This window comes from uncultured Aliiroseovarius sp., from assembly GCF_947492455.1.
Taxonomy (GTDB): Bacteria; Pseudomonadota; Alphaproteobacteria; order Rhodobacterales; family Rhodobacteraceae; genus Aliiroseovarius.
This window is the reverse complement of record NZ_CANLNB010000001.1, coordinates 557863-570350: the sequence shown is the minus strand read 5'-3', so window position 1 is coordinate 570350 and position 12488 is coordinate 557863. Positions and strand designations below refer to the sequence as shown.

The 12488-nt window shown below is 60.5% G+C and carries 14 protein-coding genes; 3 read left to right on the top strand and 11 right to left on the bottom strand.

The window, feature by feature from the left end; all coding sequences use genetic code 11:
• Positions 1-2: 2 nt before the first annotated feature.
• The 5 genes from Q0677_RS02745 to Q0677_RS02725 form a co-directional block, all read right to left on the bottom strand.
• The gene (locus Q0677_RS02745) at positions 3-626 is read right to left on the bottom strand and encodes a LysE family translocator (protein WP_298905593.1); all 624 of its coding nucleotides are present in this window, start codon (positions 624-626) and stop codon (positions 3-5) included.
• Between the two features lie 3 nt (positions 627-629).
• Positions 630-1001: a GFA family protein gene (locus Q0677_RS02740; protein ID WP_298905592.1), complete on the bottom strand. Its 372-nt coding sequence runs from the start codon at positions 999-1001 to the stop codon at positions 630-632.
• Positions 1002-1011: 10 nt separating this feature from the next.
• Positions 1012-1590 (bottom strand): XRE family transcriptional regulator, encoded by a 579-nt coding sequence (locus Q0677_RS02735; RefSeq protein WP_298905591.1) that lies wholly within the window; start codon positions 1588-1590, stop codon positions 1012-1014.
• 153 nt (positions 1591-1743) lie between these two features.
• Complete coding sequence (locus Q0677_RS02730) at positions 1744-2196, bottom strand: GAF domain-containing protein (protein WP_298905590.1); 453 nt, start codon at positions 2194-2196, stop codon at positions 1744-1746.
• Between the two features lie 162 nt (positions 2197-2358).
• Positions 2359-3537 carry an acetyl-CoA C-acyltransferase gene (locus tag Q0677_RS02725; RefSeq protein ID WP_298905589.1) on the bottom strand — a complete coding sequence of 393 codons (1179 nt, stop codon included), beginning with the start codon at positions 3535-3537 and terminating at the stop codon, positions 2359-2361.
• Positions 3538-3636: 99 nt separating this feature from the next.
• On the opposite strand from Q0677_RS02725, the gene Q0677_RS02720 reads away from it, so the two are divergent.
• A complete protein-coding gene (locus Q0677_RS02720) occupies positions 3637-3984 on the top strand; it encodes an STAS domain-containing protein (RefSeq protein ID WP_298905588.1) in 348 nt (115 codons plus the stop codon).
• Between the two features lie 97 nt (positions 3985-4081).
• Positions 4082-4465, top strand: coding sequence for an ATP-binding protein (locus Q0677_RS02715; RefSeq protein ID WP_298905800.1), 384 nt, complete (start codon positions 4082-4084; stop codon positions 4463-4465).
• Positions 4466-4561: 96 nt separating this feature from the next.
• Here Q0677_RS02715 and hspQ read toward each other — a convergent pair whose 3' ends face one another.
• Positions 4562-4888 (bottom strand): heat shock protein HspQ, encoded by a 327-nt coding sequence (gene hspQ, locus Q0677_RS02710; protein WP_133485093.1) that lies wholly within the window; start codon positions 4886-4888, stop codon positions 4562-4564.
• 218 nt (positions 4889-5106) lie between these two features.
• Between hspQ and Q0677_RS02705 the strand changes: the two genes are divergently transcribed.
• Entirely contained in the window at positions 5107-5682 is a 576-nt protein-coding gene (locus Q0677_RS02705; protein ID WP_298905587.1) for a transglycosylase SLT domain-containing protein, read from the top strand.
• Positions 5683-5730: 48 nt separating this feature from the next.
• Here Q0677_RS02705 and Q0677_RS02700 read toward each other — a convergent pair whose 3' ends face one another.
• The 5 genes from Q0677_RS02700 to Q0677_RS02680 form a co-directional block, all read right to left on the bottom strand.
• Complete coding sequence (locus Q0677_RS02700; RefSeq protein WP_298905586.1) at positions 5731-6336, bottom strand: outer membrane lipoprotein carrier protein LolA; 606 nt, start codon at positions 6334-6336, stop codon at positions 5731-5733.
• A 104-nt stretch (positions 6337-6440) separates the two neighbouring features.
• Positions 6441-6788: a RidA family protein gene (locus Q0677_RS02695; RefSeq protein ID WP_133485096.1), complete on the bottom strand. Its 348-nt coding sequence runs from the start codon at positions 6786-6788 to the stop codon at positions 6441-6443.
• Between the two features lie 94 nt (positions 6789-6882).
• Positions 6883-9807: a DNA translocase FtsK gene (locus Q0677_RS02690; RefSeq protein WP_298905585.1), complete on the bottom strand. Its 2925-nt coding sequence runs from the start codon at positions 9805-9807 to the stop codon at positions 6883-6885.
• Between the two features lie 12 nt (positions 9808-9819).
• Positions 9820-11001, bottom strand: coding sequence for an aminotransferase class I/II-fold pyridoxal phosphate-dependent enzyme (locus tag Q0677_RS02685; protein WP_298905584.1), 1182 nt, complete (start codon positions 10999-11001; stop codon positions 9820-9822).
• 130 nt (positions 11002-11131) lie between these two features.
• Positions 11132-12460, bottom strand: coding sequence for an amidase (locus Q0677_RS02680; RefSeq protein WP_298905583.1), 1329 nt, complete (start codon positions 12458-12460; stop codon positions 11132-11134).
• Positions 12461-12488 lie beyond the last annotated feature (28 nt).

The window sequence follows — 12488 nt, the reverse complement described above, 5'->3', positions numbered from 1 at the left end:
GGTCAATTCCATGCCAGCCGTGCGGCGAGTGCTCCGAAGATCACGGCGGACAGTTTGTTCATGGTGTGAGTGGATTTGCGGACCTTGTCGGCGGCCAAACCGGCGAAGATGCCGATCAGCCCGTCGGCAATGAAGCCGCCAATAGCGAAGATGATGCCAAGGATCAGGATCTGCTGCCATTCCGGGCCAATCTCGGGATCCACGAATTGCGGCAGAAAGGCGAGGATGAACAAGATCACCTTGGGGTTCAGAAGGTTGGTGACAAGGCCCCGGCGGAAAGCGCGCCACAGATCAGCGCGACCTTTGCGGGTATCCGGGGCGCCCGAGCTGCGCCAGCTGTGCCACGCAAGCCATGTCAGATAGATGGCCCCGGCATAGCGGATCACGTCCAGCGCGATAGGAGAGGCCGCGATCAGCAGCGCCAGTCCGGCGGCGGCGAGGATGACCTGACAGGCGACGCCCAAGATCACGCCTGCAGTGGCCGCCAGTCCCGATTTCGGTCCACCTGCGATGCCGCTGGCGATCACGAACATCATGTCCGCGCCGGGCGTTAGGTAAAGCAGGATCGAGGCTCCGATAAAGGTGGCAATGACCCACGGGTCCATCAGGAAAAGCGTCTCTAGCATGGCTTAATCCCTCTGCGGCAGGCCATCGGCGATCTGGTAGTAATCGCCCTTGTCCGCCGTGAAGATGTGCTTTTCCAACCTCAGCCCGGTGGGGCCATCGACCGCGCCCAGTGCAAAGCTGATCGTGTCCTCGTCATGGGCTTTCCAGAACAGGAAGGACCCGCAAGTTGGGCAGGATCCTCGTTTCGCCGTATCGCTGGCTTCGTACCACGACACCTCGCCGGTGATGGTCAGAGCCGCCTCCGGCACGAAGGCCGAGGACCAGATGCCACCCGATTGCTTGCGGCATTGGCTGCAATGGCACATCGAGGCACCTTCCGGTGTCGCGTCGGTGGAAAACGTGATGGCGCCGCACAGGCAGCTTCCCTTGATCATCATCGCCCCCTTAATAGACCGGCGGCGCGATCACCCAGATCGCAACGGCCGGTTCGTCATAGGGGTTCGCCCAGTCATAGGCCTCGTGCTTGATGCGGAAACTATCGCCCGCCTGCACGGTGAAACTGCGCCCGCCGATGGTCAGGTCCAGCTTGCCCGAGACCATGTATCCGACCTCTTGCGTGGGGCGGCTGGCGGGGGTCTGCATTTTGGAATGCGGCGCGAAGGTCGAGTGCACCATCTCGAAATCGTCGGTCAGGTCGGGGGACAGAAGCTCTTCCCGCAATCCTTCATGGCTGGCCCCCATCGGACGGCGATTGCCGGCGCGTACGACCCGCCCCTGTTCGCCCGCGGGCGAGGATTTGTGCGCGAAGAGCAGCGACATGGGTACACCCAGCGCTTCGCCAATGGCGCGCAGATCGGAAATCGAGGGGTCAGATTTGTCACGTTCCACTTGGCTGAGCCACCCGATGGACCGCCCCAAGGCCTCGGCCAGATCAGCGATGGTCATGCCGCGGGATTTGCGCAAGGCCCGAATATCAGCCCCCAGACTTGTCCGGTTCAGGTGCTGTGGATCGCTGTGTAGCATGTGACCTCCGCATGAATGTTATCGTGAAATTTTCACCATTTTTTTCATACTGAGGCGCAAAAGTGATTCGTGGCAAGCCTGATTGCGACGGGAAATTGTCGTGTTCAGGCCGCCAAACGGGTCAAATTTTCAGAGTTTCGCCCAGGAAAAATCCTAGCGCGCGAAGGTGTCCGACAGGATTTTCGCAAGCGCGTCAGCGTCTTCCTTCGTGAATGCGGCGGGTTGATCGCTATCGATGTCCAGCACCGCAATCAGCGCGCCATCAGCGTTCCAGACCGGCAAAACAATTTCAGACCGGGTCGAGGAGGCACAGGCGATGTGGCCGGGGAAGGCGTCGACGTCATCGACCAACTGCACTTCACCCGTGCGCGCTGCCGCGCCGCACACACCGCGCGAGAACGGGATTTGCAGGCAGCCATGCCCACCCTGATACGGCCCGATCTTCAACATCTCGGGTTCCGTCACGCGGTAGAAACCGGTCCAGTCGAACCGATCATCGGCGTGATGCAGCTCGCAGGTGACGGTGGCCATCAGGGCGACCTCGTCGGTTTCCCCTTCCGTCAGGGATGCGATGATCTGGGCGGTCTCGGTGTAGTTGATTTTCATCATGTCTTCCAAATGAAAAGGGCGCGGAAACCCACGCCCGAAAGCATCCGACCTTCAACCTAACTCTCTGCGGCGCGAATGTCCCGAGAATGCGAAGCATGGCAGGGTATTCGCGCCTCACCTGTAAGGTCGAATGCTTTAATCTTGCAGGTCTGTGTGACCTTACACGCGTTCGATCGCGATGGCAGTGCCTTCGCCACCGCCGATGCAGATCGCGGCCACACCGCGTTTCAGACCACGCTTTTCCAGCGCATTCAAGAGCGTCACCATGATGCGCGTGCCCGAAGCACCGATCGGGTGACCCAGCGCACAGGCACCGCCGTTCACATTCACGATGTCGCGCGACAGGCCCATTTCATGCATGAAGGCCATGGGGACGACGGCGAACGCCTCGTTCACTTCCCACAGATCCACGTCGTCTTTGGTCCAGCCCAAACGATCCAGCAGCTTTTGCGCGGCAGGCACCGGCGCCGTGGTGAACAGGTTCGGTTCCTGCGCGTGGCTGGCGTGACCCATGATCCGCGCGCGGATTTTCAGGCCTGCTGCGGTGGCGGCCTCTTCCGATGCCACGACCAGCGCCGCCGCCCCGTCCGAAATCGACGAGCTGTTGGCCGGCGTCACGGTACCATCCTTGCGGAAAGCAGGCTTCAGGGTCGGGATCTTGTCGGGGCGTGCGTTGCCCGGCTGTTCATCTTCGCCAACGACCACATCGCCCTTGCGGGTCTTGATGGTGACGGGGGCAATCTCGCCCTCGAACGCGCCGGATTTCTGTGCCTCAAGCGAGTTCGACAGCGACTTCAGCGCGTATTCATCCTGCGCCTCGCGGGTGAACTGGAAGCTCTCGGCGCAATCCTCGGCAAAGGTGCCCATCAGGCGGCCCTTGTCATAGGCGTCTTCCAGACCGTCCAGGAACATGTGGTCCACGACCGAACCGTGGCCGATCCGCGCACCGCTGCGCATTTTCGGCAGGATATAGGGGGCTTCGGTCATGCTCTCCATACCGCCGGCGACCATAATGTCGGTGCCGCCCAGCGCGACCTGATCATACGCGATCATCGCGGTCTTCATGCCCGAGCCACACATCTTGTTCAGCGTGGTGGCGGGAACCTCTTTGCCCAGACCGGCAGCAAAGCCCGCCTGACGCGCCGGAGCCTGACCCTGACCGGCGGGCAGAACGCAGCCCATCAGAAGCTCTTCAATCTGGCTGGCCTCGGCCCCTGCATCTTCCAAAGCGGCCTTGATTGCTGCGCCGCCCAGCTCGGAAGCCGTCACACCCGAAAATGCGCCCTGAAATCCGCCCATGGGGGTGCGCGCCGCCCCTGCGATAACCACGTTTTTCATCTTAGCCTCCAACCTGTGCTTTTCCCGTACTCGCTTACCGAATGGTAAGGATCGCCGTCTAGACTGTAGTTCTACTAACCGCGAGGAAGGAGCGATCCCGTGCAACTGACCTATCAAGACGGGCCCAAGGCCCGAGTGATCACCGTAGACAACAGTCGAATTGACGCCGCCATCGCCATCAAGTTCAAGGATCAGATGCGCGACATGACGTCGGATGGCCCGCAGCGCGTGGTCGTGGATATGACGAAAGTCGACTTCATCGACTCAAGCGGCCTTGGCGCGATTGTCGCCGCCATGAAGCAAGTGCCCGACGGGCGCAGCTTTGAACTGGCCGCCCTGTCCAACACCGTCGGCAAAGTCTTTGCACTGACACGTATGGACTCGGTCTTTACCATCCATGACAACGTAGATGCGGCCCTTGATGGCGGCCTTGCCAACGCAAGCTGACACACCCGCGCTATAGGAGTGCACAGACTTGCAGAACGCGGCGACGCCACATTCGGATCAATGCCTGAAGCTGGACTTTCCAAGCGACAACTTTTCTGTGCGACAGGCCTTGGGGAAGGTGCTTTCCCTGACCCTGTCGGACGATGAAAAATCGGTGGTCGAAATTGTTCTGGCCGAGGTTCTGAACAACATTGTCGAGCACGCCTATCAGGAAGACCCGTCGGGCCACATTCGGTTGTCGGTCGATCCATCAGACACTGGGCTACGCGTTCTGGTACAGGACGAAGGGCTGCCCTTGCCCGCAGATCTGCCCAACAAGCAGGTCGATTATGATCTGGCCTGCGAAACGGGCGATCTGCCCGAGGGGGGATTCGGCTGGCTTTTGGTGCAAGAGCTGACCGATGGCCTTCAGTATGAACGGCGCGATGGGCGAAATATCCTGTCCTTCCAGATCCCAAAACCTGCAGAGGAACAGGCCTGAATTTGGGGCCATGCGCACCCATTCTGAGAGGTAAGAAGCGATCAAACCAGCGCGCTGGCCCAGAGGCCAACTGCGTTGTAATTCGCGGAAATTTGATTAGTTCAGCTGTACCTGAAGCGGGTACTGGCCGTCTTCGAAATCGCCGAAAAGATCATGCAGATCAGGGTGTTCGACCGGCTCGCCCGAGTGATCTTCGACCAGATTCTGCTCGGACACATAGGCCACGTAATAGCTTTGGTCATTCTCGGCCAGCAGGTGATAGAACGGCTGATCCTTGGACGGGCGGCTGTCTTCGGGAATGGCGTCGTACCATTCCTCGGTGTTGGAAAAAATCGCATCTACGTCAAAAACCACCCCTCGGAAGGGATGCTTCCGGTGGCGCACAACTTGGCCCAGATGATATTTCGCGTGTGTCTTCAACATTAATCCAACCTTGTCCCATCACTAACGCCGAACACCTTGGATTGTCCATGCAACTGGGCCGGATTTTTTGGAAACAGTTTGGGCATCACGCCCCCGGAAGGCGCGGTTTTCAGCCGACCGGCAAAGATGTGCCGCGGGTGCGAAAAAGGCGGATCAGGTGATTCCCACGGGCCCTAAAATCCGCTAGAATAGCGAAAAAACATACGAGCAGTAGGCAGATGAAAAAACTCATTCTCGCGACCATGGTCGTGGCGTTCGTGGCGTCATGTGGCGGGGGCTCAAAGGCCCCGCGCAATCTGGACAATGCATGTAGCATCGTTCGGCAGCAGCCCAAAATCTTGCGCGCCATGAAGAAGACAGAACGGAAATGGAATGTCCCCGTTCACGTCCAGATGGCAGTTATCTATCAGGAATCGAAGTTCGTCCACGATGCGCGCACACCTGTGAAATACGTGCTGGGCGTGTTGCCCATGGGGCGCCAAAGCTCGGCCTATGGCTATGCGCAGGCGCTGGACGGCACGTGGAAGGAATACCAGCGGGCCGAAGGCGGCCGCAGCGCAAAACGCACCAAGATCCAAGACGCGACGGATTTCATGGGCTGGTACATGACCAAAACGACCGAGGTCACCGGCATCCCGCTGCATGACGCGCGCAACCAGTATCTGGCCTATCACGAGGGTCGGACCGGATATTTGCGCGGCAGCTATAAGTCGAAATCCTGGCTGGTCCGTGTGGCGGACGAGGTCGCAAGCCGCTCGATCATGTATCAAATCCAGCTGGCAAACTGCCGCTAAGACAGAGTCTGACCCGGCAAACCCGGGTCAGATTTTCCAAGAACTCGCCTAGTTGCGTGACCGTTTGTTGACCTCGGCGGTAATCGAAAATAGCGACGCACGGAGGTCCATACCCTTCTCAAGCTCACCCAACAGAACGGTTGTCTGCGATCCCGCGTTGTCGGTGATGATCCATTGGCGCAGCTCGGTCGGGTTCGCCGTGAACTTCAGCTCGATCGTCCCAACATCAGGGTTCTCGGGGTCCTGTGCGACAACCGTTGTGGCCGTCCCATCATAGCTGTGACCCACCACCATATTGGCCTGACCCAAATTCACATTGCGCGCCAGAATCAAGTTCAGCGGCGTGCGTTTCAGCGGGTATTGCTGTGGCCCTGCGTTGGATTTTCCGTCAAAGATCGCAACCTGAGACCCGCCCGCCACGACCAGCGCATCCATCGGCGGGTTGTATTCAAACCGCGCGCGCCCCGGACGTTTCAGATAGATCGTCCCGGTCGAGATCGTGCCGTCATCATTGATCTGGGTGAACTGCGATCTGGCGGTGCTCAGACCGTTCAAATAGCTGGAAATAGCGTTCAGGCTGATCTTATCGGCCTGAGCCGGAAGCGCCGTGGCCATCAGGGCCAGTGCGGCGAAAGTCATACGCAAGGGGGTCATTCATACTACCTTTACTGCTCGGGCTTACCTTATCCCGTTTGATACGGGGAAATTAAGCCCGAACAGTAGATGATAGGCGATAACGCGCCTTTCAAGGTGGGCGGTTACTCGATAACCGCGGCGGTCACGATCACTTCGACCTTGTGATCCGGCGTGGCCAGATCGGCCGAGCCGGTGGCCCGTGCAGGCGCATGGCCCTTCGGCACCCATGCATCCCAGACTTTATTCATCTCGGCAAAGTCTTTCATGTCGGCCATCCAGATGATCGCCTGCAGCATGTGCTTGGTCGAGGAACCTGCCTCTTCGAGCAGCTTCTCGACCTGTTCCAGACATTCGCGGGTCTGCTCGGCGACGCTGTTGCCGGGGGTGCCGACCTGACCGGCCAGATAGACGACGCCCTTATGGGTGACGCTTTGGCTCATACGGTCGGTAGTGTGACGACGTTGAATCATGGGTTTGCCTCAGTTGTGTTGTCGTTTGTTGTCGTTGAAAGTCGCGCCGCCCCCGAAGGGACGGCGCTGTCCGGATCGTTGTCCGGGCGGGGCGTTACTGCTGTTCTGGAATAAGGATTTCGCGTTTGCCGACATGGTTGGACGCGGACACAAGGCCTTCGTCTTCCATCTGCTCGACCAGACGCGCGGCCTTGTTATAGCCGATGCCAAGTTTGCGCTGGATGTAGGATGTCGAGCATTTGCGATCCTTGATCACAATCGCCACGGCCTGATCATACAGCGCGTCTTCGCCGTTGGTGTTGCCACCGGTCGACAGCCCCAGAACCGCGTCGATATTGTCGGCCTTGTCTTCCGACGGGCCATCCGACACGCCGCCCACATATTCGGGCGGGCCGAAGCTTTTCAGATAGCTAACGATCTCTTCAACTTCTTCGTCCGACACGAACGGGCCGTGCACGCGGGTGATCTTGGAACCGCCAGCCATGTACAGCATGTCACCCATGCCCAGAAGCTGCTCGGCCCCCTGTTCACCCAGAATGGTGCGGCTGTCGACTTTCGAGGTCACCTGGAACGAAATCCGGGTGGGGAAGTTGGCCTTGATCGTGCCGGTGATCACGTCAACCGACGGGCGCTGCGTGGCCATGATGATGTGAATGCCGGATGCACGCGCCATCTGGGCCAGACGCTGGATGCAGGCCTCGATTTCCTTGCCCGCGACCATCATTAGGTCGGCCATTTCATCGACCACAACGACGATGAAGGGCAGTTTTTCGGGGGCGAATTCCTCGGTCTCGAAAATCGGTTCGCCGGTATCATCGTCAAAGCCCGTCTGAACGGTACGTTCGAACATCTCGCCTTTGGCCAACGTGTCGGCGACGCGCGAGTTATAGCCCTCGATGTTGCGCACGCCCATTTTGGACATCTTGCGATAGCGCTCTTCCATCTCGCCCACGACCCATTTCAGGGCGACGACCGCCTTCTTCGGGTCGGTCACAACGGGCGACAACAGGTGCGGGATGCCGTCATAGACAGACAGTTCCAGCATCTTCGGGTCGATCATGATCATCCGGCATTCTTCCGGCGTCAGCTTGTAAAGCAGCGACATGATCATCGTGTTGATCGCCACGGATTTACCCGATCCGGTGGTCCCTGCGATCAGCAGGTGAGGCATCTTGGCAAGGTTCGCCACGACGGGCTCACCGCCGATATCCTTGCCCAGCGCCAGCGGCAGACGGTGGTTGCCATCGCCAAAATCGCGGGTCGAGAGGATCTCGCGGAAGGACACCATCTCGCGGCGCTCATTGGGCAGTTCGATCCCGATGACCGAGCGGCCGGGAACGGTCGACACACGCGCCGACAAGGCCGACATCGAACGCGCGATATCGTCGGCCAGACCGATCACGCGGCTGGCTTTCAGGCCGGGCGCAGGTTCCAATTCGTACATGGTAACGACGGGGCCGGGGCGAACCGAGACGATCTCGCCCTTCACGCCATAGTCATCCAGCACGGTTTCCAGCATCCGCGCGTTTTCTTCCAGCGCTTCGTCCGACAGAACATGACGCTCGATCGAGGCGGGGTTCGCCAGCAGGTTCAGCGGCGGAAGCTCGTAGCCGGGGTGGGCATCATCGAACTTCAGCGCAGGCTGGGCTTCTGCCTTTGCACGGGTCGACGGCTGGGTCGGTTTCTTCGGCGGGTGCTGCACAACCTTCTTGGCAGGCTGGGTGAAGCCCGAATGCTGAGGCGTGTAGACACGTGCCTCGGGCTCTGCGGACGGAGCCATCAGATCTTCGACGATCATGTCGTCGTCTTCGGCCAAATCAGCCATCGGCGCTTCGACAATCGGCGCGGCATAGGGGTCTTCCATCGGCACCGCCATGTCGGGCTCGGCCGGCATCGAGGTGTCCAAGATCATCGGATCCGGGCTGCGGCGGTGACGCGACACGGCGCGCTCCAGCGGAGGCTCGGCGCGCATCGGATTGGCAATCGGCATCTGGCGCGAACGGTTCTTCAGCGCCGAGGCGATCTTGGCACGAATGCGATCTTCGCCGCCCAGCTCTTCCGGGATTTCCCCTTCGAAAACAGCGGGTTCGACCAATTCGGGCTCGGGCTCCACGTTGCGGCGCATCAGGGATGCCAGCAGGCCTTGTTTCTGCGGGGCCGGGGCGGGTTCTTCGTGCATCACGACTTCAGGGGCCGCATGCATCGGCGGCTCCGGGCGCATAACGCGTGCGGTGCGCAGGGGCGGCGGGGAGGGGAACTCTTCCTCGTACAGCTCTTGATACTCGTCCTGCAGCTGCTGTTGTTCTTTGCGGGCGGCGTAGCGATCCTGCATGTGGCGGGCGGTGGCGGCAGCTCCGCTGGCGGCACCTTTCGCACCCTTACCCAACAGGGACGCAAGCCCAGCATAGGTCATGATGACGCCAACCACCAGGAAATGGCCGATGCGTTTCAATTCAGCCCGGTCCAGACCGAGGACAAACATGGTCATGGCGATGGCAGCGATTGCGGCGATGACCGACATGGCTTTCAGCCCAGTGCCCGCGCTGACCGGCAGGGCCGACAGCATCGCGCCCAGTACGGTGTCACCGAACAGACCGCCCAGACCAAAGGAATGGGTCCAGCCCGCGCCCGGCACCAAAGTCGATGCATAGACCGAGCACAGCGCCACGGCGATCGGGGCGAAGATCAGACGGCCCATGGCGCGCTCTTCCCCGAAATGGAAGGTCATGCGCAGGCCCCAAACCACAAGGATCAGCGGCAAGGCCCAAGACCCAAGGCCCGAAATGACAGACAGAGGCGAGGCGATAAAGGCACCAATCCGGCCAAGCGCGTTCTGCGCAGGCGTATCGGTGGCCGACATCCAGCCCGGATCTTCGGGCGAGTAGCTTCCAAGGATCAGCGCAATCACGATGCCCAGGGCAATCAGTCCGATGCCCAAAAGCTCTTTCCCGCGTCGTTCCAACACCGCCTGCGTGGTGCTGTCAAAGATCGGATCTCGTTGTTTCGCCTGATACGCCATACCACCTCGTCCTTACTTATACAGACCGTCGCGGATCTGGTTCAGACCACGCGTCATGTCTTCTTTTGGGGCCACCATGGCGACCCGGATGAACCCCTTGCCAGGGTTTTCTTCATTCACATCCCGCGACAGATACGCGCCGGGCAGAACCCGCACGCCGGTCTCGGTCCACATTTTCATCGCGGCCTCTTCGCCGTCATTGACGGGCAGCCACAGGAAAAAACCGGCTTCCGGGGGCCTGTAGCCCGGAACGCCCGCAAAAATCTCGTCCGCGATGGCGTACTTTTCTTGGTACAGCCGGCGGTTTTCGATCACATGGTCTTCGTCGGTCCACGCCCGTTCGGCCACGCGCTGAAGCGGCAGGGGCAGCGGCGCACCCGCATAGGCGCGCAATTGGCGCACCCGCTTGATGCTTTCCGGGCCGCCAGCCACAAAGCCCGAGCGCAAACCCGGAAGGTTCGAGCGTTTCGACAGCGAATGGAAAATCGTCACGCGTTCCGGATCCGCACCGCCTTCGCGGGCAACCTCAAGCGCGCCGGGGGGCGGGGTATCGCGATAGATCTCGGAATAGCATTCGTCGGCGAAGATCTTGAAATCATACTTCTCGGCCAGCGCGATTAGGTTGGCCCAGTAGTCACGATCCGCCACGGCCCCTTGCGGGTTGGTGGGCGAACAGATGAAGGCGACCTCGGTCCGGTTCAGGATCTCAGGCGGCAGCCTCGAATAGTCCGGCAGGAAGTTGTTGTCGGGGGTCGCGGGCAGGAACACGGGTTCCGCGCCAACCGTCACAGCGGCCACCGCATAGACCTGATAAAACGGGTTCGGGATCAGAACGACGGGCTTTTCGCCACGCGCCGTCTGTTCGGGGCACAGCGCGATCAACGCGTTGAACAGACCTTCGCGCGTGCCGTTCAGCGCCATGATCTGATCGGAAGGAACATCCACGCCATAGCGGCGATCCAGCCAGCCAGAGATCGCATTCAGCAGTTCGGGCGCACCGTCATTCGGCGGATATTTCCCAAATCCATCAATGGCTTGGGCCAGTATTTCAGGAACCCAGCTGGGGAAAGGATGCTTGGGCTCGCCAATGGTCATATGCATGACCTCGCCCCCCGGCGCATGAGCGTCGAGAAGGGTCCGCAAACGCGGGAATGCATACTCGGGCAAGCCGGAATACCGCTCGGGAAACGTCATTGGAACGTCTTTATACTGCCTCAGTTTTCGGGATCATGTCGCCCCGTTACCGATGACGATAGCCTGCAAATCCCGGCTGGTCCAGAATTTCGCCGTAAAAATCGACGCTTGGGCGGGCTGGTTGTGGCTTTTAGGACAACACGGCCTCGCAGGCAGCACCAAGGCGCAGCAGGCGTTCTTCGCCCATCGGCGCGCCCAGAAGCATGATCCCGGTCGAGGGCAGCCCGGTCGGCAGGCTTAGCCCGCAGAGGCCCAGCAAGTTCCCGATCCGCGTATTGCGCAGCGCCCAGAGGTTTTCTTCGACGTAGTAGTCATGGTCCGACATCAGGCGATCCACATTGGGCGGCATGATGGCCGAGGTCGGAAGGACTACCGCGTCATACCCGGCGATTTCGGAGAGGAATTCGGCGCGTATCTCGTCAAGCCGCTGCCACGCCGCCACAAAATCCGCACCCGAGAAGGACGCGCCCGCCATGAACCGTTCACGGATTTCGCCGAACATCAGATCGGGCTGGGCTTCGATTTCCTCGCGCCACGTAGCGTATGCCTCGGTGGTGAACAATACGCCGGACATGGCCAGCGCCTCGTCCACGATGGGCAGGTGCAGACGTTTGACCGTCGCGCCGCCGTCCATGATGCGGCCCAGCGCACTGTCGAACCCGGCCAGCGGTTCGTCCCGGCAGCCCTCGAACCCGTTTTCCAGCACCAGAAGGCGCGTGTTTTTCAAGGATGCCCCGCGCAGATCGGCGGGCGCCCTGCCTTCCAGCGCGGCCAGCATCAGGGCGGCATCTTCGACCGTGCGGCACAAGGGGCCAACCGTGTCAAAGCTGGCCACCAAGGGCACCACGCCCTTCAGCGATACCCGGCCCGAGGTCGTCTTCAACCCAACCAGATCGTTCCACGCCGAGGGGATCCTCACCGATCCCCCGGTGTCCGACCCGATCCCACACGGGGCAAGGCCAAACGCGACCGAGGTCGCCGCGCCAGACGAACTACCGCCCGACACGGCGTCATGATCGTTCACACAGGGGCTGGTCGCGGTGATGGGGTTCAAGCCAAGGCCGGAAAAAGCCAGCTCGCTCATATGCGTTTTGCCAAGGCAGATCATCCCGACGGCGGTCGCGTTGCGCAAAACCTCGGCATCCGCTGACGGCACGCGGTCTTTCAATAGAGCAGAGCCGGATTCGGTCGCTGTACCCGCCGTATCAAACAGGTCTTTCCAGCTGATTGGCACACCGTCCAAAAGACCCAAACGTTGCCCAACACGCGCGCGTACTGATGCGGCGCGCGCCTCGGACATGGCGCGTTCTTCTGTCAGCCGGGCATAGATGCGGTCTCCAAATGGATGGGCTTTGATCGCGTCCAGATAGGTGCGCGTAAGATCCACCGGGTCAATCTGCCCCGCCGCAATCCCCCGGCCCAGATCACCCATGCTCATGGTCAGCCACGCGTTGCTCATCCCAGCCTCCGTTTTTCCCTGTCCGATG